This window comes from Glutamicibacter sp. MOO4, from assembly GCF_056934395.1.
Genome location: NZ_CM167800.1, coordinates 2,441,030 through 2,460,447 on the forward strand (window position 1 = coordinate 2,441,030; position 19,418 = coordinate 2,460,447).

Here is a 19,418-nt window from a genome sequence, read left to right on the forward strand (position 1 = left end):
TGCTTCGGGGAAACGCCCCCTGAATCTACCGCGCGCTCCACCCGCCGTCCATGGTGTAGGAGGCACCGGTAACCATGCCGGCCTTATCGGAGCTGAGCCAAGCAGCCAGGGAAGCGACTTCATCAGGCTCGACGAGCCTCTTGATTGCGGACTCGGTGAGCATGATTTTCTGTACCACTTCCGACTCCGGAATCTGATGCAGCTTGGCCTGGTCTGCGATCTGCTTTTCCACCAGGGCCGTACGGACGTAGCCCGGGTTGATGCAGTTGCTGGTGATCCCATGCTCCGCGCCTTCCAGCGCAGTGACCTTGGACAACCCTTCCAGACCGTGCTTGGCCGAAACATAGGCGCTCTTGAAAGCGCTGGCGCGCAGGCCATGAATCGATGAGATGTTGATGATCCGCCCGAAGCCGCGCTCGCGCATTCCGGGAAGGGTTGCGCGGATCAACAGGAAGGGCGCTTCCAGCATCAGCCGGTGGATCAGCCGCCAGGCTTCGGGTTCGAATTCGTGGATCGCGGCCACTTTCTGGATGCCGGCGTTGTTGATCAAGATGTCGGTATCAATGCTGAGCTGCTCCAGTGCCGCGGTATCCGAAAGATCCACTGCCCACGCTGTTCCGCCGATCTTGCTCGCCGCTTTTTGGGCTGCTTCCTCGTTCAGGTCAGCGATTGTCACCTTGGCACCGGCTTGGGCCAAGGCCTGGGCGCAGGCGAAACCGATTCCCGAGGCTCCCCCGGTGACCAATGCGCGCCGGCCGTGCAATCCGCCCGTGGTGCTCGTTGGCAGTTCTGATTCTTGAGTCATGGCCGGTGATATCCCTTCATGCGCACCATTGCGGCAGGCACCCGAACCTCGGGTGTTTACTGCAAAGTTATGGCCAGTTCCCGACACGGGTCAACGATTCACGCTGTGCAGATTCCGCAGGTCAATGTGCGTTCATGCACAAGGAAGGATCCGAGGCAGCACACAGCGGTCAACCTCCGGAGGATATGCTGAAACAAGATCACCTGCCCCTGCCTCACAAGTCAGGGCCGTACATCATTCAAAGGAATCGGCAGCCAATGACGACTTTACCGACCAACGATCCAGCACCTGCGGTTCCAATTCGGCGCGCAGCCAGTGTCCTGATGCTGCGCGAAGGCGCTGAAGGCTTTGAGGTTTTTGTCCAGCATCGCGTAGCCACCATGGATTTTGCCGCTGGCATGGTGGTTTATCCCGGGGGCAGGGTTGATCCCAAGGACAGCGAAACGGCCGGCAGCGGCCAGCTGGATCCGATGATCATCAGGACTCACGCCGAACGCTGGGCGCGTACCTCCGTTTGGGATCAGGGCGAAGCCAACGCCCAGCAGAAGGCCGGTGAAATCCTGGCCGCCGCCCTGCGCGAGGTGTTCGAGGAAACCGGATTGGTCCTCGACCCCGGCCAGCTCTTCCCGTGGGCCAATTGGGTGACTCCCGCGGGCTTCCCTCGCCGGTTCGATACCTACTTTTTTGTCGCGGCGCTGGCTGCGGATCAGGAACCTGCACACCAGACCACCGAAGCCGTGCGCTCCGACTGGGCTAAGCCGCAGGAGCTTTTTGCGGCGCTTGAACGCGGTGAGCTGAAGATGATGCGCCCAACCCAGCGGACCCTGCTTGATGCCATGGAGCTGGGAACAGTGCAGGCCATTATCGCCAATGATGCGGTGATCACCGCGGTGCATCCAGACCCCCGCGATTCGTATTCCGCGCACCCGGTGCGCGCCAGCGAAATCGGCACACCAGGTTCCTGATTCCTGCTCAGTTATCGAGCAGGCTGCGCCCGACAATCAGGGACATGATCTCGTTGGTTCCTTCCAGGATCTGGTGCACTCGCAGATCACGGAAGATCTTCTCCATGCCGTAGTCCGCAAGGTACCCATAGCCTCCGTGCAATTGGATGGCGCTATTGGCCACGTTGAATCCGGCATCGGTGGCAACCTTCTTGGCCATGGCGCACAGTCGTACCATATCGGGGCTTTTGGCATCCAATGCGCTGGCCGCGCGGCGCAGCAGTGATCTCGCCGCTTCGAGTTTCATGTCCATGTCGGCGAGCTTGAAGACCAGCGCTTCCTGCTTGGCCAGCGGGCCGCCGAAGGCTTGGCGTTCTTTGAGGTACGCGGCCGATTTTTCCAGTGCCAGCTGGCCGCCGCCCAGCGAGCAGGCGGCAATGTTCAGGCGCCCGCCGTTCAGGGCTTTCATGGCCATGGAGAATCCTTGGCCTTCCTCGCCCAGCAGGTTTTCGGCGGGAATGCGCACGCCTTCCATGATGACCTGGCGTGTGGGCTGCGCCTTCCAGCCCATCTTCTTCTCATTGGCGCCAAAGCTCAGTCCCGGCAGATCCGCTGGAACCAGGAAGGCGCTGATGCCACGAGCGCCGGTATCCGCGGTGCGGGCCATGACGATGTAGAGTCCGGAACTTCCGGCACCAGAGATGAATTGCTTGACACCGCTGAGCACGTATTCGTCTCCGTCTTTGCGGGCGCGGGTGCTCAGGGCCGCGGCATCGGAGCCGATACCCGGTTCTGTCAGGCAGTACGAGCCGAGCTGTTCCATGCTGATCAGGTCCGGCAGCCATTTTGCGCGTTGTTCGTCGTTGCCGAAGCTATCGACCATCCAGACCACCATGTTGTGGATGGAAATGTAGGCGGCAAGGGTCGGGTCTGCCTTGGCCAGTTCCTCGAAGACCAGCACCGCGTCGCTGCGGGTGAGCGCCGAGCCGCCGTGCTCCTCCGAGGCATAAATGCCACCCATGCCCAGTTGTCCTGCCTGGGCGAGGACATCAATGGGGAAATGCTGCTCTTCATCCCATTTTTGGGCCATCGGTGCGATCTTGGTTTCCGCGAAATCATGGACCATGCCGATCAGCGATTTCTGGTCGTCGCTTATTTCAAACACCACCGGCTCCTTTGCCCGTTATTGCTCTATGTGAGCACAGTCTATGTGACTTGGGCGACAACTCAAGGGCGAGGTCAGCTACGGATCAGATCATCGCGGGCATCGAACTCGTCTCGCGCTTGGAGCACCTTGGATGCGTGGCTCTCGGACCACTTGCGCAGTATTTCCATCGGACCCAAGAGGCTGTGGCCGATGTCGGTGAGCTCGTAGTCCACACGAACCGGCACCTGCGCAAAAACCGTACGCTTGACCAGTCCGTCGCGTTCTAAGGTGCGCAGGGTGCTGGTCAGTACCTTTGGGGTGACGCTACCGATCCGCGAACGTAATACAGAGAAACGTTGTGGTCCTTCAGCAAGCGCGAGCAGCACCAGAGGTGTCCATTTATCCCCTAGTCGTTGCATAATTTCACGTGAAGGACAGTTTTGCACGAAGACGTTAAATGACTCATGGCTATCCATTAGGAAACCTAGTTTCGTTGTAGTAGTCAGTATTCAAAGGATACCATCGTGTCATAACGCATTCCACTACCAAGGAGATTCACTATGAAGATTGCAGTTTACGGAGCCACTGGCATGGTCGGCACTGAAGTTGTTGCAGAAGCCATTTCCCGCGGACACGAAGTCACCTCGGTAACTCGTTCAGGCAACGAAGTTGCCGGCACCACCGCCGTCGCAGCTGAACTCAACGACATCGCAACCTACCGCGATCTAGGCAAGAACAATGACGTTATCGTCATTTCCGTGCCACCATCGCGCACCGGCGGGGACCACCAGGAATACCTAGATGCCTTCGAGGAAATCACCGAAACCCTCACCCCAGCTCGCCTGATCGTTGTTGGCGGCGCAGGCGCAACCGAAGTTAACGGTGTTCGCTTGGTCGAAAGCCCAGACTTCCCAGAAGCTTACAAGGCTGAAGCACTGACCGCAGCAGCTGTTTATGACATGTTCACCTCGGTCTCTGGAATCACCTGGACCGTTGTTGCACCAGCTCCAGTGATCGCACCAGGTCGCCGCACCGGTAGCTACGCGCAGGGCACCGATTCACCTGCTGGCCATTTTGTTTCCAGCCAGGACTTCGCCGTCGCAATTCTCGACGAAATCGAAACTCCAGCTCACGAGAACCGTCGCCTGACCGTAGCCAGCGAAAAGTAAAAACTGGCGCTGCCCAACCTGCGTTGAAGTTCGTCAGATCGGCGCCATAGTGCGCCGATCTGACGAATTCTCTGCACAGGGCTAAAGTTGGAATGGTCATTCCACTAGCTCACCGAGGTAAGTCACTTCTCATGCAACGCAACTCGCGCTCTTCGCGCATTCTGGCCGGGGCTTTTGCCCTGCCTCTGATCGGCGCACTTCTGGCCAGCTGCTCATCTGCGGGCAGCACCGGCTCATCAACACAAGATGCAAAACCGGTCACCGGCGGCACCATGGTTTACGCTTCGGGCGATGCCGAGCCAAGCTGCCTCGATCCGCATGTGGGCGGCAATTACCCACAAGCCCTGGTAGCAAGCCAATTCCTTGAATCCTTGTTCACCAAAGATTCTGAAGGCAAGATCATCCCTTGGCTGGCCGAAAAGACCGAAGTCTCCGAAGACGGATTGACCCGCACGATTACCTTGCATGACGGTATCAAGTTCACCGACGGCACCAAGCTCACCGCCGAGGCAATCAAAAAGAACATTGAACACCTCAAGGACCCAAACACCGCTTCCTCCACCGGCTACCTCGCGGTGGGCAAGGTTGTTCGGGTTGAGGTTAAAGATGAGCTGACCGCGACGCTGAAACTCTCCTCCCCAGATAACGCTCTGCTTGAATCGCTCTCTATGCCTTGGACCGCCATCGAGTCCCCCAAAGCACTAGAGCGAGATCAGGCCACCAATTGCACTTCGCCAGTTGGCACCGGTCCCTTCAAGGTGGCTTCGTGGGAACACCAGAAGGCCGTCAATTTGGTCCGCAACGATGACTACGTCTTGCCGGTCCCTAATGATCAGCGGGCTAATTCCACGTCTTACCTCGACGGCATTACCTGGCGCTTCATCCCGGAAGCGGCCACCCGTTATGCGGCCCTGCAGTCCGGCGAAGTTGATGTCATTGATAACGCCCAGCCAGATACCATCGCGTCTGCAGCAGATGCTGGCCTAGGCCACCTGGATGCACCGCGTCCGGGTTCGGCAAACCGCATTGAGCTCAACAGCTCCAAGGCACCATTTAATGACCAAAAAGTGCGTGAAGCCTTTATCCGCGCAGTGGACGCCAACACCGGTGTTGGCGCATTATTCTTCGGCACAGCGAAACGTAGCTACTCGTTGCTCTCCTCGGTAGAACCACTGGGTTACTCCGATGAAGCGCTCTTTGGCACCGATACTGCCAAGGCCAATACCCTGCTTGATGAGGCCGGCTGGAGCGAACGTGATGCTCAGGGTTACCGCACCAAGAATGGCAAGCGCCTTTCCGTGCGTTTCCCGGTATCCACCAACCAGTCTGTACCTGCCGAGCAGTCCCTGTTTGAGCAGTTCCAAGCACAGGCCAAGGCCGTGGGCTTTGAAGTGAAGATCGACTTGCTTGACCTGTCCAGCTGGTACGGCGCACTGGCCAAGCATGAGTACAACCTAGTCTCGGCTCCTTACACCAAGGTTGGCCCATCGGTACTGCGCGTGCTGTACCACTCCGATTCCACCGTTCCAGCACCGTCGGGTTACTTCGCCAACAATGCACAGGTGAAAAACGACAAACTAGACAAGTTGCTGGTGCAGGCCGAGGAGACCGAGGACGAAGCGCAGCGCGCATCGCTCTACGAGCAGGCACAGAAGATTGTGCTTGAGGGCTACTACGTTTTGCCGCTCTATGACCAGCAGAACCACTTCCTCTACGGCAAGAACGTGCACGGTGTCGGCGCCACCACTGCGGTGTCCTCCCCGATCTACTTCGACACCTTCTTGGATCAGTAACATCTGATGAACACGCTGGCTTGGGCCGGTCGCAAGGTCGGCGGGGCGTTGGTGGTGTTATGGCTGGTGGCTTCGGCCATCTTCATCGCCATCCGGTTGATCCCCGGCGACCCGGCCGAGGCAATTATGGGCGGACCAGGCTCTCAAGCCTCCGCTCAAGCTTTGGCCGCGGCCCGAGCCGAGTATGCACTGGACCAACCGGTCATCACCCAGTACTTGCTGTACCTAGGCAAGCTCGCCACCTTTGATTTTGGCACCTCCTATTCGCTGAAACAGCCGGTGACCCAGGTAATGGGCGAGGTACTGCCCAACACCTTATGGCTATCGTTGATGGCGCTGGCCGCCGCCTGGCTTTTGGCGCTCTGTTTTTCTGCACTGGCCATGCGTGCAGGCCGCATCGGATCCCAGGTGGGTAACCTGCTAGAGATCATTGCTGCTGCGGTTCCACACTTCTGGCTTGGTGCCGTGCTGATCATGCTCTTCTCCTCAGCGCTGGGTTGGCTTCCAGCGGTGGATAACGGCACCGGCCACGGGTTGGTACTTCCGATTCTCACCCTGGCTCTGCCTTTGGCTGGATTCCTCACCCAGCTAATGCGAGATTCACTCAGCGAAGCGATGGGTAGCCAGTTTGCGCTGGCCGCCCGAGCTCGCGGTGAAAGCCGACTGAAACTCTTCTGGCGCCATGGCCTGCGCCATGCCACCCTGCCCGCACTGAGCCTGACCGGTTGGGCATTTTCTTCATTACTCTCCGGCGCGGTAGTGGTTGAGGCGATTTTTGCCCGCCCGGGACTGGGACGTTCTTTACTCTCAGCGGTGCTGGCCCGGGATATTCCCATGGTTACCGGCATCGCTTTGTTCTCCGCGTTGGTTTACATCGTGGTCATGGCCATCTCCGAAGGCATTGAACGAATGATCAATCCAGCAGGTGAGTCACGATGAGCCGCACCGCAAAAATCTGTTGCCTACTGGTTATCGGCCTATGGCTACTGATGGCGTTGGCACCATCTGTTTTGGCTCCCGGTGACCCACTGGCCATCAACCCAACGCAAGCGTTTGCAAAGCCAGGGCTGGCCCACTTTTTCGGTACCGACGAATCGGGCCGCGATATCTATACTCGCGTCATCCACGGGGCCGGCGATTCGCTAGCCATTGGTTTGGCCGCGACGGCATTGGGCATGGGACTAGCCATCGTGCTAGGCACCATTGCTGCGCTGTCTCCGCGCTGGCTTGATGAGATCATACTGCGCATCCTTGAGGCCCTCTACGCTATTCCATCTCTGTTGATGGCCCTGCTGATAATTGCTTTCACCGGGCCCGGCGTCGGACCGGCCATCGTTGCCGTGGGCCTGTCAACGGCCCCTGGTTATGCCCGACTGGTACGCAGCCAAATCCGTAGTCTGAAGAATTCAGAGATGCTTGAAGCTGCCACGGTCCTAGGACGTGGCACGTGGCGCAAGTCGCGCAACCACTTAATCCCGAACGCACTGAAACCACTGTTGGCGCTGGTCACCTTGGGCATCGGTCAAGCAGTGATTTGGGCGGCAGCGCTATCCTTCCTCGGATTGGGCACGCCCCCTCCAGCACCTGAGTGGGGCGCCATGTTATCGGCAGGACGCACCTACCTTCACCTCGCGTGGTGGATGAGTCTGTTCCCTGGCTTGGCCATCGTTTCCGTGGCAGTTTCTGCAACCCTGATTGGCCGCGCTTTGGGCGGAAAGGTGAAGTCACTATGAGCGAGCAAACTCTGATCACCGTCAAAGATCTGTCCGTAAGTTTTGACGGAACACCGGCAGTAAAAAACATTTCCTTTACCGTTCAGGCGGGAAAGGTCCTTGCCTTGGTGGGCGAATCAGGGTCTGGAAAATCGGTGACCGCACGAAGTCTTCTCGGACTTTCCGGTGGCACCGTCACCGCAAGTACCTTGGACATCTGTGGGCACGATGCTCGTTCGCTTTCGGACCGAGCCTGGCAGAAAATCCGCGGAAATACTCTCTCCCTGATCTTGCAAGATGCCTTAATGGCGTTGGATCCTTTACGCCCGGTGGGACGCGAGATCAATGACGGGCTCAAAGAACACACTGCGTTGAAATCCGCAGAACGCAAACAGCGAGTTCTCGAAGTGCTCAAATCCGTACGCATGCCAGAACCTGACGTGCGAGCCAAGCAGCGCTCCACCGAACTCTCGGGCGGTATGCGTCAGCGTGCGTTGATTGCGCAGGCTTTGGTTGGCAACCCGCAGGTGGTCATTGCCGATGAGGCCACCACCGCGTTGGACTCGCAACTTACCGCTCTAGTCCTCTCGCAGCTTCGCGCGCTGAAACAACAGGGCCGTGGCATCCTCATGATCAGCCACGACTTGGCCCAGGTAGCCCACCTCGCCGATGACATTGCAGTGATGCGCCACGGTGAGATTGTTGAGTCCGGGCCTACACAGCAAATCTTGGAACACCCGCAACATAACTACACCCGCAAGCTCTTAAGGGCCGTGCCTTCCTCGGTCCCTCGCTTCACCGCGCTCTCGGATCTTGGAGCCGAGGAAACAACAAGTCCGGCACGAAAGATTCAGGACTCCGAACAACACTCCCCGGCATTGTCGGTAAAAGACTTATCCAAGAGCTTCGGCAAGCACCTAGCCGTCAGCTCGGTCAGCTTTGAGCTACCGCGAGGTAAAACGCTGGGCATTGTGGGCGAATCAGGCTCGGGAAAAACCACGACCGCGCGTATGGTTTTGGGTTTGGAAAAGCCCGATAGCGGCACCGTCGAATTGCTCGGCGAGCGCTTCTCCCCCAGCACTGCCTCACAGCGACAGAACCTGCGAGAGCAGATGGGTGCGATCTATCAGAACCCGCTGGGCTCATTTGATCCGCGCTACACCGTAGGACAGTTGCTCACCGATGCGTTGAGCCGCGGAAAATCCAAGCGCGCCAGCGAATACCGAAAGCCCGTAACTCAGCTTTTGGAACAGGTAGAACTTTCCGCAGACCTCTTGGCCCGCAACCCATGCGAGCTCTCCGGGGGTCAGCGCCAGCGCTTAGCTATCGCCCGTGCGCTGGCACCGGAACCCTCGGTGTTAGTTCTTGATGAACCGGTATCGGCGTTGGATGTGTCCATTCAGGCCACCGTGCTGGATCTGCTGGATCGGATCCAGTTGGAGACCGGAACCAGCTACCTGTTCATCAGCCATGATCTGTCGGTCATTGAACACATGAGCGACACCGTGGCCGTGATGCACCAAGGAAAGCTCATCGAGCACGGTGATACCGCCTCGATCTTCGGCTCCCCGCAGCGCGAGTACACCCAGAAGTTGCTCTCGGCGATGCCACGCTTACGTTAGATCGTGTCGGTCAGCTCGTCTTTGACTTGCTTGCGAAGGATCTTGCCAAGCAATGAGCGGGGCAATTCCTCGACCGCCACTACACGCTTGGGTACCTTGTAGGCAGCTAGTAGTTCACGGCAATGGGTCCGCAGGCCGTCTTCGTTCAGTTCAACACCTGGTTCCAGCTGGACCGCCGCTACAACCATCTCGCCACCGCGAGCCAAAGGCTTGCCGAAGACCGCCGCGTCAACCACATCGGCGTGCTGGCGCAGGGCTACTTCAACTTCTGTGGGGGAAACATTAAACCCACCGGTAATGATCAGTTCCTTGGCACGGTCAACCACCTGGGTGAAACCATCTTCATCCACGGTGACCACATCACCTGAGTGTAGCCAGCCATCGGCAGTTTTGGTTTTGGCAGTCTCTTCAGGATTGTTCCAATAGCCTTGGAAGACCTGCGGTCCCTTGATCATCAGCTCGCCAGCTTCACCTTGAGCTACTTCCTTGGAGGGATCTTCCACGTCAACAACCTTCATCAGGGTTGATGGGAATGGAACACCAATGGTTCCGGTACGACGGGTTGGGTGGAAAGGATTGCCCAGTGCTACCGGGGAGGACTCGGTCATACCGTATCCCTCAACCAATAGGCCGCCGGACATCGATTCCCACAGTTCCACTACGTGGTCTGGAAGATTCATCGCGCCAGAGATGCAGTACTTGGCACTCTTGAGCGACATGCCACGTTCCTTAGCAGCCAACGCGGTGCGCTCATAAATTGGTGGAACTGCGCAGTAAACCGTGGCTGGAGATTTCTTCCAGGCATCAATAATCATCTCGGCATCAAACTTCGGGAACAGCACCAGCAGGCCCTGTTTTTTCACCCCGAAGGTTAGATAAAGGGTCATGCCAAAGGCATGGAACATTGGCAGGATCGCGTAGAGAATTTCTTCGCGTTCCTTGGCCCCTAGCATCCACGCTTCACCCTGCAAGGCGTTGGAATAAAGGTTGAAGTGGGTGAGCATTGCGCCCTTGGGATGGCCGGTCGTTCCAGAGGTGTACTGGATGACAGCCAGGTCATCTACCCCAGGGTGTGGATGACTCGCATCCAGACGTCCGCCGCTGAGCAGCTCTTTCCAGCTGGTGGTTCCCGAAATGCGCACCGTCAGCGAAGCCTTGGTTTCACGCAGTTTTTTGACCGGAAGATTTAGTGCCAAACGCTTGATCGGTGGGAACGCGTCAAGTAGGTTGACCGACACAATGGCGTCGATCTGCACGTCCTGAGGGAACTTTTGCACCGTTGAAACAACTTTGTCCCAGACAATGACCACACGTGCTTGGTGGTCCTCAAACTGGTGGCGAAGTTCGCGGGAGGTATACAGCGGATTGTGTTCCACTACAACTGCGCCAAGACGCAATACCGCGTAGAAGGCGATGACGTGCTGTGGGCAGTTGGGAAGGATCAGCGCCACGCGATCCCCGGCACGCACTCCCAGTTTGCGCAAGCCTTCGGCAGCCTGTTCAACCTGTTCGCCTAGTTGCGTGTAGCTGGTGCGGCGACCGAAAAATTCAGTGGCTGGACTGGCTCCGGCTTCTGCCACCGATTGCTCAAACATACGACTCAGTGGCTCAGTAGGCAGATCGATCTCGGCAGGGACACCGGGCTGATAATTAGCTACCCAAGCGGGCGCAGCGCTTTTCTCCATAGCCTCTATCATGCCCTACGCGGCGGTAACCTTGCGATTTTTTGTGCAGGTTTTTATGCGTTCTCGGTCCACTGCCACCGTGCCGGTGGGCGACCGGTGCCCACGGCCACGGCCGGTAGTTTGGCTACCGACTTGTTGGTGGCCAGTGCGCGGCCAACATTGTTCATCACCGGTTCGGGGCGGCCAGCAGCGACAGCCAGCTCTTTCATGCGTGCCACCACATCTGCGGTGGTGAATTGCTCACCCAGCAGAGCCCTAGTCACTTCCTGATTGATCCACAGCGAGTCCAATAACATTGCTGCGGTGCGGGTGATGATGATGTTGTGGTCAAACGGAAGGACTGGCAGGTTCAGCAGGGGTTCCGCTGCAACGTTCTCATCCGCGGGCATGTGGCTCAGGATCACTAGGTGCGCCATGGACAACGTGGGCCCACGCTCATCACGCTCAAAGTCGTCAAAGACAGCAACCAGCTGGGGAGTGACTTTTTCAGTGACTCCGGCCTTGTCGGCCAGTGCCCGTGCCACGGCTTCATTGAGTCGTTCGTGTGCGTTGAGCAAAACACCTGGCAGTGCGTACTGCCCGATAAATGGGTCCCACTGGCGACGTGCGGTGATCACGTGCAGTGAATCGTCCACGACGATAAAGGGTACGGCGTCAATGGAGACCAGGGGCTGTTGCGGCATAACTCCCATCTTATTCGCCTGCTCCTGTCCTGTGCTCAATGCCGACTACGCGATGTTGCCCAAGACGTTGCGGACATCCTTGAAGGACTGGGTCTTGAGGAACTCGCCGTCCTTCCACACAGGCTCCAATAGTGAGGCTGCTTGGGCCTTGGCATCTGCACGTTCTACCAAGTACAGCTCCCCTTGTTCATCACGTAGCACCGCTAATCGACCCGTTGCGGACTTTTTCATGCCCGAGTCAGTGACTGGATCTTTGAGCAAGTCATACCCCTGACCATCAATTTCTGCCCAGGTGGCCTTGACTGCCGAAGAGAAGGTATCGCGGGTGACGTACTGGTAGGTGAATGAGCCAACACCAAAGACAATATTTGCGGCGGCAAACCCAGCCTTCTCCAACCGTACGGTGATGTCCTTGGCCCGAGCCGGGGTAATGGAGTCCCCGTAGATCAGTCCGATGTGCGGATCGAGTTCTTTAAAACCTGCGGCGTTGATAGTGCCACCAAATTCATTCCAGAGCAGTTGCACGGCTCCGAAGTAGGCGGGGTTTTGTTCAGGTGTTTGATCCTGCTCGGGCTCTGGGATCTCGGGGTTGCTTCGGGTACCGCAGACGATGTCAGCGGGGTCTCCCGAATCCGGGCGGATCACCAGTTTTCCTTCGCGGGCCATGATCTTGTTCTTAAGCGTTGGCAGGATTTCTCCCAGTACAGTCCAGAAATTCATGGTGTCCGAAACTACCGACACATTGCCTACCGGGTGCTTTTCGAGGATGCGTTCAAAGGTTGCTTGTTCATCTTCGTGGGCAATTCCGGCACACATGACCGAGTGCTCGGTGGCAGGGATGGATCCAAGGATCTGTCCGTTCTCGCTTCCAGCAGTTGATGGGTAGTAGCGGTTGACCCAGTCGATGGTTCCTAGTGAATCTGACCCGGTGAAGGAGAGTAGGTGACCGGCGCCGGACATGGCTGCTGCGTGTGCTCCACCCATTCCGCGGAAGCTGAAGTCGTGGAGTTGCCAATTCACAAATGCCGAGTCGCCGCCGGTGCGCTGCGCGGCTGCGTCCAGTAACTGGCGGTAGACATCTGCGGTGGTTGCCGAGGTGGAGGCCTGCCAGATTTCAGCCGACAGGATGGTCTCGATGTAGTTGGTCAACCAGAAGAAGTCAGCTTCTGTGTTTTCCACGGTGAAGCTTGGTACACGCAACGGGACGCGTGTGCCTTCAGGCAACGAGCGGAAGACCAGCGGCAGGTAACCGAGCTGGTGCAATTCGCGGATGTGGCTGGTATCAATGACGTGCTCCGGGCCCAAGACGCTCACTAAAGTTTTTTCATACTCGGCGATAGCTTCGTCTTCATCAGCGGCAAAGAAGGGAGCAAAGGCTTCAACACAGTAGGACTGGATGAAGGCTTGTAGACCAAAATGCACTACGTGATCTACCCCGTCGATGCGGGAGGCACGGTTGGTGTAGTTCGAGTAGACCTTGGTGGTGCCGGTCGGGTAGAGGTCCTTGTGTCCGAGCTTGTAGCAGTCGGTGAGGAACAGCGGTGCGGTGATCGCTGCAGTGGTGGTGGTGTCGGCGAGCAGGTTCATGATGACTCCCTGAGGATTAGAGGTAGGTGGGGATGATTGAGGCGATGGGCAAGATGCGGGCGTTGACCTCTGGGTTGGTATGTCCAGGGTGAGAGTCGGTGGTGAAGATCTGGCCGAAGTGATTTTTCAGTTCACCGGCGGCTCCCGAGAACACCCCGTGGCTAACCCAGAGATCCAGGTTTTCCTTTGGCAGCCCGGTCGCAGCGGCTAGACCTCTGAAGGTCCCTCCCCCGTCGCAGATATCGTCAACTACTAGGTAGCGGCCGCCAACAGGAAGCTCTTCGCAGTGAAAGCCGGTGAGCTTCCCGGTTTCAAAGTCGCGCTTCTTTCCTGCTTTATAGACCGGCAGTCCGAAGGCCTTGGCTGCCTTAGTTGCCCGGTTCACCGCTCCGGCGTCCGGAGCGATAATGCCGTCGTAGTGCTGGCCGAAGTGCCCCAGCCATTTGGCTAGCGGTTCAGCTGGATCAATAACAGTCAGGTTATTGACCAAGGTGGTGATCACTGGTGAGTGTGGATCAAAGCAGATCACCCGATCAGCTTCAAGCGCGTTGATCATATTTGCGTAGACCTTGGCACCGAAGGGTTCTCCACGGTCGGCCCGCGCTGCTGGCAGATATGGAATGACCACACTGACCTCGTGACCATGCTGGTGTGCGTAGTCAATCCAGAGACCAGCTCGCATGAAGTCGTTGGCGTCAGTACCGGTGATGATGATGTGGCTTGGGGTCTGCTCGTTGGCTGCGGATCCAATTTTGAAGTGTGCTTCCCCGGCAGGAAAGTTCATGAATTCAACGTCGGAGTAGACCGTGTATCCGGCTGCAACGGTGGCGTATGGCTTGATCATGAATTCAGCGTAACACATAAACATCACTTGATGTTTATTGCTGGCAAAAAAACTTCCCTGCCTACTTTTGGGGTCAGCTAACCGCCAAACCACCTTAGAGAGCTAGGGAAGTATTTAGTAGTTCAGCCCGCGAGCAGCCACGTCCCACACCTCGGTGGAATCATCGGGGTGCACGGCCAACACAGAATCAAGCAGGTTCACTGCCTGGCACACATGATTCGGGATCACCTGCAGGCGAGTGCCGTGCGCAGGCAGCTCAAGATTTTCGGGCCACAGGACCGTGGAGTGGTGTTCGGAGAGTGCACTAATTCTGGCGTCCGGACATTCCACAATGCGCCCGTACCCGGTAGCCCAGCTGGGACGGTCACTGCCAAGAATTTTGCTACCGGCATCCAGTACTACTCGGCGAGGGATCTGCTCATTTCCTTCATGACGGCTCACTACGGTTGCCGCAACAGTCAATGAGATCTCGTCAAAGCCAATACGTCCAAGCTCAAATTGCTGAGCGTCCCCAAAAACGTAAACCCCGGGACGTACTTCGGTCAGCACAGAGCTATCGCTCAAGGCAGCGGTCGGTGAGGAGCCACCGCTGATGCGTTTGATTTCAAATCCGGCTTCACGCAACAACCTTGTCGCCTCGGCCAACGCTTTAAATTCATCATTAACCGCAGCGTCGATTCCATCGGGATCATAGCTGTGCCCAGGGAAGGTAAAGACTCCGTGCACGCGCATGCCAGCTGCGCTGGCGGCTTGGGCGATGGCCACCGCATCTTGTGGTCGCACACCGCTGCGGTGATGCCCGCTATCAATCTCAATCATGAGCCTGATTTTTGCGGCCTTCTCCCCCAGCATCTGGGACATCTGCTGGACGGCTTCGACCGAATCAGTACCGATGCTCAGCTTCGCACGTCGCATCAACTCCACAATGCGAGTTGCTTGAGACTCATCAACCCATAACGGATAAGCAATAAAGATCTTGGCCACGCCCTGCAGCGCAAAGCTTAAGGCCTCACCGACGGTAGCCACGGTCAGCCCGACGGCACCAGAGTCTAGTTGACGGCCAGCGACTTCCAGCATCTTGTGGGTTTTTGCGTGCGGGCGTAATTTCAAACCTTGGCTGGCGACCCGTTGGGCCATTTTGGAAATGTTCTTTTCCAGCTGGGCCACATCGATCATGATGTGTGGCGTGCTGATGCCAGCAGGGATTGAGACCACGTCTACCGTTCCTTTAATACTTGTACTGCGTCGCGGTGACGGTCGTGTTTTTGTTGAATCCGCCGATCAAAAAGATTACCGCAGATTTCTAGCAACCAGCTAAGCGCTACATCCGAACACCACTGGTCCGCGCGGCCAGCTTGGTCGAGAGCTCATGGGCGTGGTGCAAAAGAAGTTGCCCCAATTCCTCGCGACGATCTTGTTCAAAGCGCGTGTGGATGCCGGTCAAGCTCAACGCCCAGGCAGGTTGTCCAGAGCTATCAAAGACCGCTGCACCCATACCCCAGCTGCCCTCAACGATGAGTCCGGGGTTGATGGAGTAACCAGCTTTTCTGGTTTCGGCGATCTTCTTACGCAATTCCTTAGCACTGTGCGCAGAACCGTATTCGGCCTCTAACTGAGCTCTAGCGAGATAGCGCTTCATACTCTCCTCGGGCAGGAAAGCAAGGATGGCCATGCCCGCCGATGCCACACCCAGCGGGAAGCGACGCCCTTCGTAAAGCACAAAGGAACGAATGGGGAAGGCGCCATCTTGACGTAGGAGGCACACCGTTTCATCTGAGCGTCGCGCAGAAAGAAAGGCAGATTCTCCGGTAGCTTCTGCCAATGCCGTGACGTGTTCACGAGCCAGCTCGCTGATGTCGTATCGCTCGGCGGCCACCGCTCCCATGAGGTAGAGCTCCGGGCCAAGTAGCCACTTGCCGGTCTTTCGGTCGTGGTCACAGAAACCCTCGGTGGCCAAGGCCGATAGCAGTCGATGCACTGTAGGCCTGGCCAAGCCTGCGGCACGTGCGGCCTCACTGGTTGTGATGCCCTGCGGCATCGAGGCGCTCACCGTTCTCAGTACGGTAGCCAGTCGGCCAACCACTTGGGCTCCGGCCGGTAAATTGCTCATGCCCATATTATGGACGATTCTTTTTGACTCTCCCTCTTTTATGTCGCCAACTAGGTGCATACTGTGGGGCATGAAGAGTTCATGGCAATTGGTAATTGACTGTAATGATCCGCGCGTAATGGTCGAGTTCTGGTCGCAGGCAATGCACTACATCCCCGAACCACCACCAAGCCCCCACACCACCTGGCGTTCATATTGGCAGGCCATGGGCGTGCCCGCCGAAGAGTTGCCACCAGGCGCCGGCGATATCCCCGAGTCGCTCATCGATCCGCAAGGACACGGACCGCGCTGGTGGTTCCAGCAGGTTCCTGAATCCAAGAGCATCAAGAATCGTCTGCATGTTGATCTCTTAGTTGGCGGAGGACGCAGCGTCCCATTTGAAGAACGCAAGGCGCAGGTCAACAAAGAAGCCGAACGTTTGGTGGCTCTCGGCGCGAGCATCCGCAGCGTGATGGATCTACCGGAGATGGATCATTTCGCCGCTTGCATGGCAGATCCTGAAGGCAACGAATTTGATGTCGTCTAGCTTCAAAACTTGCGTTCATATTATGGACAAGCTGTCTAACTTTCTTCACCATCCGATCAATATGCGCCCAATCCAGTGATCACTATTGAATGCTCATCTGCGACTACGTAGGTTTATAGCAAGACATAACCGCTCTCCACATAGTGGACGCAGGGAGAAATCGATGACAACGAAGTTTCGAGAAGACGCGGCAGCAGAACTAGCCGCAGTAGTAAAAGATGGAATGACCATCGCCGTGGGCGGCTTTGGCCTTTCCGGCATTCCCAACAGACTGATCACCGCATTGCGGGATTCCAAAGCAACCAACCTCACCATCGTCTCCAACAACATGGGCGTGGACGGTAAAGGCTTAGGGATCCTTCTAGAAAATCATCAGGTATCCAAGGTTCTGGCCTCCTACGTTGGCGAAAATAAACTCTTTGCCAAACAGTTCCTCGACGGAGAACTTGAAGTTGAGTTTTGCCCGCAAGGGACACTAGCCGAAAGATTGCGTGCTGGCGGAGTGGGCATTCCTGCGTTCTTCACTCCGACCGGAGTCGGAACGCCGGTGGCTGAAGGCAAAGAAGTCATGGAATTCAATGGAAAGCCTGCAATCCTAGAGCGCGGGATTTTTGCTGACATCGCTTTGGTCAAGGCCTACCAAGCAGACGCCGAAGGCAATCTGCGCTACCGCATGGCCTCAAAGAACTTCAACCCGTTGGCTGCCATGTCTGGCCGCCACACCTTCGCCGAAGCCGAAGAAATTCTTGATGACTATCTTGACCCTTCATTGGTAGAGACCCCGGGTATTTTTGTGCAGACCTTGGTGGCCACCGACGGAGTCAAGGACATTGAACAGCGCACCGTACGCAGCAAGCAGGAGGCCTAAACATGTGGACACGTGATGAAATGGCATCCATTGCAGCCAGCGAATTAGCCGATGGACAATACGTCAATCTCGGTATTGGAATTCCTACCTTGGTCGCCAATCACCTACCCGAAGGTGTCTCGGTCAAACTCCAAAGTGAAAATGGTCTGCTGGGCATGGGCCCGTTCCCCTATGAGGGTGAGGAAGACGCAGATCTAATCAACGCCGGAAAACAAACCGTCACCATCTTGCCTGGCGGAAGCTTCTTCGACTCAGCAACCTCGTTCGGAATGATCCGTGGAGGACACGTACAGACCGCTATTCTTGGTGCATTACAGGTAGCCGCCAACGGCGACCTCGCCAACTGGACCATCCCTGGCAAACTCGTCAAAGGTATGGGTGGCGCCATGGACCTTGTTGCTGGAACGCCACGAGTGATCGTGCTAACCGACCACACAGCCAAAGACGGCACCAGCAAGATCGTGGAGAGCTGCGATTTACCGCTGACCGGCGTTGGCGTAGTCAACAGAATTATCACCGACCGGGCAGTGTTCGACATTGAGAACGGCGCCTTGACCTTGCGCGCAGTGGCCCCCGGTGAAACCGTAGAAACTATTAAAGAGATCACGGCAGCTAAGTTTGCCGTCGACATCCTGGAGGATCTGAACGCATGAGCGCAAAAATTGTTGGTTACGCCCGCACACCCTTTGTAAAGTTCAACGGCGTTTTCGCCAATGTTCCAGCCACAGAGCTTGGTGCACACGCGGCTAAAGCCGCGTTGGAACGCGCCGGCGTTGACCCCAAAGAAGTAGAGCAAGTTATCGTCGGTCAGGTACTTCAGGGGGCAGCCGGTCAGAACCCTGCGCGCCAGTCTGCAGTCGGCGCAGGCGTTCCACTGAACGTTCCATCCATTGCGGTGAATGCAGTCTGCCTCTCCGGTGCCGAGGCAGTAGTTGCCGGTGCCCGACTCATCAATAGCGGTGAAGCAGATGTAGTTCTTGCCATCGGACAGGAGTCCATGACTCTTGCTCCCCACGCACAACGAGCTCGTGCTGGCGTTAAGTACGGTGCCATCGAAATGATTGACACCATGGCCCACGATGGTCTGACCGACGCGGCAGAAAAACGTTCCATGGGTGCTTCGACGGAAGAGCACAACGGCGAACTTTCCATCACCCGTGAGTCCCAGGACAAGATTGCCGCGCAGTCGCACCAGAAGGCTGCAGCCTCTCGCGAATTTACCGCCGGTGAAATTGCTCCGTTCACCGTCACCACCCGCAAGGGCGAAACAACCTACTCCGAAGATGATGGCATTCGTGACACCACCACTGTAGAAACCCTAGCTAAGTTGCGCCCCTCATTCTCGAAGGACGGAACGATCACGGCTGGTAACTCTTCTCAGATCACCGACGGCGCTGCCGCCGTGGTCTTGGCCAGCGACGCCGCCATTAAACGTCTTGGCCTGACCGCTTCGGCCGAAATCGTCTCGCACGCATTTGTCGCTGGCCCAGGACGCACCTTGCATGAGCAGCCTTCAAATGCGATTGCCGCCGCCTTGCAGAAGGCCGGCGAAAAGGCTGAAAACCTGAAGGCCGTTGAAATCAATGAAGCCTTCACCGCGGTAGTTGTTGAGTCCACCAAACTTCTGGGCATCAATGAGTCCATCGTAAATCAGCATGGTGGAGCCACCGCTTTGGGTCACCCGATCGGCGCTTCGGGCGCTCGCATCATTGGCACCTTGGCTCGACAGCTGCAGGAGCTACCTGCCGGTTCCTTGGGCGCCATTGGTATTTGTGGTGGTGGCGGACAAGGCACCGCGGTACTGCTTCGTTCTCTCTAAATCGGAGTTCCGGTGACCAAGCCGGGGTCAATGAATTTTGATATTCATTGACCCCGGCTTTTTATGTGCGTAATGAAAAGCGAATTCAGGCTTTGAAACAGCGT

The 19,418-nt window shown here is 57.1% G+C and carries 19 protein-coding genes; 10 read left to right on the forward strand and 9 right to left on the reverse strand.

The window, feature by feature from the left end; genetic code table 11:
* Positions 1-25: 25 nt before the first annotated feature.
* The gene (locus tag AC1Z3F_RS11435; protein ID WP_131089213.1) at positions 26-805 is read right to left on the reverse strand and encodes a 3-hydroxybutyrate dehydrogenase; all 780 of its coding nucleotides are present in this window, start codon (positions 803-805) and stop codon (positions 26-28) included.
* 257 nt (positions 806-1,062) lie between these two features.
* Here AC1Z3F_RS11435 and AC1Z3F_RS11440 point away from each other — a divergent pair, with 257 nt between their 5' ends.
* On the forward strand, positions 1,063-1,770 hold the full coding sequence (locus tag AC1Z3F_RS11440) for an NUDIX hydrolase (RefSeq protein ID WP_131089214.1): 708 nt from the start codon (positions 1,063-1,065) through the stop codon (positions 1,768-1,770).
* Positions 1,771-1,777: 7 nt separating this feature from the next.
* On the opposite strand, the gene AC1Z3F_RS11445 is transcribed toward AC1Z3F_RS11440, so the two are convergent.
* Positions 1,778-2,914, reverse strand: a complete 1,137-nt coding sequence (locus AC1Z3F_RS11445) for an acyl-CoA dehydrogenase family protein (protein WP_483565744.1) — start codon at positions 2,912-2,914, stop codon at positions 1,778-1,780.
* 74 nt (positions 2,915-2,988) lie between these two features.
* Positions 2,989-3,372 carry a winged helix-turn-helix transcriptional regulator gene (locus AC1Z3F_RS11450; protein WP_131089216.1) on the reverse strand — a complete coding sequence of 128 codons (384 nt, stop codon included), beginning with the start codon at positions 3,370-3,372 and terminating at the stop codon, positions 2,989-2,991.
* Between the two features lie 84 nt (positions 3,373-3,456).
* On the opposite strand from AC1Z3F_RS11450, the gene AC1Z3F_RS11455 reads away from it, so the two are divergent.
* From AC1Z3F_RS11455 to AC1Z3F_RS11475, 5 genes are all read left to right on the forward strand, one after another.
* A complete protein-coding gene (locus AC1Z3F_RS11455) occupies positions 3,457-4,065 on the forward strand; it encodes an NAD(P)-dependent oxidoreductase (protein ID WP_483565745.1) in 609 nt (202 codons plus the stop codon).
* A gap of 131 nt (positions 4,066-4,196) precedes the next feature.
* Positions 4,197-5,858, forward strand: coding sequence for an ABC transporter substrate-binding protein (locus AC1Z3F_RS11460; RefSeq protein ID WP_131089218.1), 1,662 nt, complete (start codon positions 4,197-4,199; stop codon positions 5,856-5,858).
* A gap of 6 nt (positions 5,859-5,864) precedes the next feature.
* Complete coding sequence (locus tag AC1Z3F_RS11465) at positions 5,865-6,797, forward strand: ABC transporter permease (RefSeq protein ID WP_483565746.1); 933 nt, start codon at positions 5,865-5,867, stop codon at positions 6,795-6,797.
* Positions 6,794-7,591 (forward strand): ABC transporter permease, encoded by a 798-nt coding sequence (locus AC1Z3F_RS11470; RefSeq protein WP_483565747.1) that lies wholly within the window; start codon positions 6,794-6,796, stop codon positions 7,589-7,591. Before AC1Z3F_RS11465 ends, AC1Z3F_RS11470 begins: the two co-directional genes overlap by 4 nt.
* Positions 7,588-9,192, forward strand: a complete 1,605-nt coding sequence (locus tag AC1Z3F_RS11475) for a dipeptide ABC transporter ATP-binding protein (RefSeq protein ID WP_483565748.1) — start codon at positions 7,588-7,590, stop codon at positions 9,190-9,192. Before AC1Z3F_RS11470 ends, AC1Z3F_RS11475 begins: the two co-directional genes overlap by 4 nt.
* Here the strand turns inward: AC1Z3F_RS11475 and AC1Z3F_RS11480 are convergent.
* The 6 genes from AC1Z3F_RS11480 to AC1Z3F_RS11505 form a co-directional block, all read right to left on the reverse strand.
* Entirely contained in the window at positions 9,189-10,877 is a 1,689-nt protein-coding gene (locus tag AC1Z3F_RS11480) for a long-chain-fatty-acid--CoA ligase (RefSeq protein ID WP_483565749.1), read from the reverse strand. The genes AC1Z3F_RS11475 and AC1Z3F_RS11480 overlap by 4 nt on opposite strands.
* Before the next feature lie 53 nt (positions 10,878-10,930).
* On the reverse strand, positions 10,931-11,560 hold the full coding sequence (locus AC1Z3F_RS11485; RefSeq protein ID WP_483565750.1) for a hypothetical protein: 630 nt from the start codon (positions 11,558-11,560) through the stop codon (positions 10,931-10,933).
* Positions 11,561-11,605: 45 nt separating this feature from the next.
* Positions 11,606-13,147 (reverse strand): nicotinate phosphoribosyltransferase, encoded by a 1,542-nt coding sequence (locus AC1Z3F_RS11490; RefSeq protein ID WP_483565751.1) that lies wholly within the window; start codon positions 13,145-13,147, stop codon positions 11,606-11,608.
* Positions 13,148-13,163: 16 nt separating this feature from the next.
* Complete coding sequence (locus AC1Z3F_RS11495; protein WP_444614262.1) at positions 13,164-13,991, reverse strand: ribose-phosphate pyrophosphokinase-like domain-containing protein; 828 nt, start codon at positions 13,989-13,991, stop codon at positions 13,164-13,166.
* Positions 13,992-14,105: 114 nt separating this feature from the next.
* Positions 14,106-15,206 (reverse strand): alanine racemase, encoded by a 1,101-nt coding sequence (locus AC1Z3F_RS11500; RefSeq protein ID WP_483565752.1) that lies wholly within the window; start codon positions 15,204-15,206, stop codon positions 14,106-14,108.
* A 106-nt stretch (positions 15,207-15,312) separates the two neighbouring features.
* The gene (locus tag AC1Z3F_RS11505) at positions 15,313-16,101 is read right to left on the reverse strand and encodes an IclR family transcriptional regulator (protein WP_483565753.1); all 789 of its coding nucleotides are present in this window, start codon (positions 16,099-16,101) and stop codon (positions 15,313-15,315) included.
* A 70-nt stretch (positions 16,102-16,171) separates the two neighbouring features.
* Here AC1Z3F_RS11505 and AC1Z3F_RS11510 point away from each other — a divergent pair, with 70 nt between their 5' ends.
* The 4 genes from AC1Z3F_RS11510 to AC1Z3F_RS11525 all read left to right on the forward strand — a co-directional run bounded on the left by AC1Z3F_RS11510 (position 16,172) and on the right by AC1Z3F_RS11525 (position 19,314).
* Positions 16,172-16,627, forward strand: coding sequence for a VOC family protein (locus tag AC1Z3F_RS11510; protein WP_262199287.1), 456 nt, complete (start codon positions 16,172-16,174; stop codon positions 16,625-16,627).
* A gap of 163 nt (positions 16,628-16,790) precedes the next feature.
* Complete coding sequence (locus AC1Z3F_RS11515; RefSeq protein WP_483565754.1) at positions 16,791-17,495, forward strand: CoA transferase subunit A; 705 nt, start codon at positions 16,791-16,793, stop codon at positions 17,493-17,495.
* Between the two features lie 2 nt (positions 17,496-17,497).
* Complete coding sequence (locus tag AC1Z3F_RS11520) at positions 17,498-18,148, forward strand: CoA transferase subunit B (RefSeq protein ID WP_131089230.1); 651 nt, start codon at positions 17,498-17,500, stop codon at positions 18,146-18,148.
* The gene (locus AC1Z3F_RS11525) at positions 18,145-19,314 is read left to right on the forward strand and encodes an acetyl-CoA C-acyltransferase (RefSeq protein ID WP_483565755.1); all 1,170 of its coding nucleotides are present in this window, start codon (positions 18,145-18,147) and stop codon (positions 19,312-19,314) included. Before AC1Z3F_RS11520 ends, AC1Z3F_RS11525 begins: the two co-directional genes overlap by 4 nt.
* Positions 19,315-19,418 lie beyond the last annotated feature (104 nt).

Excerpts from the sequence above, each read along its gene's own strand:
- AC1Z3F_RS11510 (WP_262199287.1), top strand. The coding sequence starts at position 16,172 with ATGAAGAGTTCATGGCAATTGGTAATTGACTGTAATGATCCGCGCGTA.
- AC1Z3F_RS11495 (WP_444614262.1), bottom strand. The coding sequence starts at position 13,991 with ATGATCAAGCCATACGCCACCGTTGCAGCCGGATACACGGTCTACTCC.
- AC1Z3F_RS11440 (WP_131089214.1), top strand. The coding sequence starts at position 1,063 with ATGACGACTTTACCGACCAACGATCCAGCACCTGCGGTTCCAATTCGG.
- AC1Z3F_RS11450 (WP_131089216.1), bottom strand. The coding sequence starts at position 3,372 with ATGGATAGCCATGAGTCATTTAACGTCTTCGTGCAAAACTGTCCTTCA.
- AC1Z3F_RS11475 (WP_483565748.1), top strand. The coding sequence starts at position 7,588 with ATGAGCGAGCAAACTCTGATCACCGTCAAAGATCTGTCCGTAAGTTTT.
- AC1Z3F_RS11470 (WP_483565747.1), top strand. The coding sequence starts at position 6,794 with ATGAGCCGCACCGCAAAAATCTGTTGCCTACTGGTTATCGGCCTATGG.
- AC1Z3F_RS11520 (WP_131089230.1), top strand. The coding sequence starts at position 17,498 with ATGTGGACACGTGATGAAATGGCATCCATTGCAGCCAGCGAATTAGCC.
- AC1Z3F_RS11515 (WP_483565754.1), top strand. The coding sequence starts at position 16,791 with ATGACAACGAAGTTTCGAGAAGACGCGGCAGCAGAACTAGCCGCAGTA.
- AC1Z3F_RS11505 (WP_483565753.1), bottom strand. The coding sequence starts at position 16,101 with ATGAGCAATTTACCGGCCGGAGCCCAAGTGGTTGGCCGACTGGCTACC.
- AC1Z3F_RS11490 (WP_483565751.1), bottom strand. The coding sequence starts at position 13,147 with ATGAACCTGCTCGCCGACACCACCACCACTGCAGCGATCACCGCACCG.
- AC1Z3F_RS11455 (WP_483565745.1), top strand. The coding sequence starts at position 3,457 with ATGAAGATTGCAGTTTACGGAGCCACTGGCATGGTCGGCACTGAAGTT.
- AC1Z3F_RS11480 (WP_483565749.1), bottom strand. The coding sequence starts at position 10,877 with ATGGAGAAAAGCGCTGCGCCCGCTTGGGTAGCTAATTATCAGCCCGGT.
- AC1Z3F_RS11460 (WP_131089218.1), top strand. The coding sequence starts at position 4,197 with ATGCAACGCAACTCGCGCTCTTCGCGCATTCTGGCCGGGGCTTTTGCC.
- AC1Z3F_RS11435 (WP_131089213.1), bottom strand. The coding sequence starts at position 805 with ATGACTCAAGAATCAGAACTGCCAACGAGCACCACGGGCGGATTGCAC.
- AC1Z3F_RS11465 (WP_483565746.1), top strand. The coding sequence starts at position 5,865 with ATGAACACGCTGGCTTGGGCCGGTCGCAAGGTCGGCGGGGCGTTGGTG.
- AC1Z3F_RS11525 (WP_483565755.1), top strand. The coding sequence starts at position 18,145 with ATGAGCGCAAAAATTGTTGGTTACGCCCGCACACCCTTTGTAAAGTTC.
- AC1Z3F_RS11485 (WP_483565750.1), bottom strand. The coding sequence starts at position 11,560 with ATGCCGCAACAGCCCCTGGTCTCCATTGACGCCGTACCCTTTATCGTC.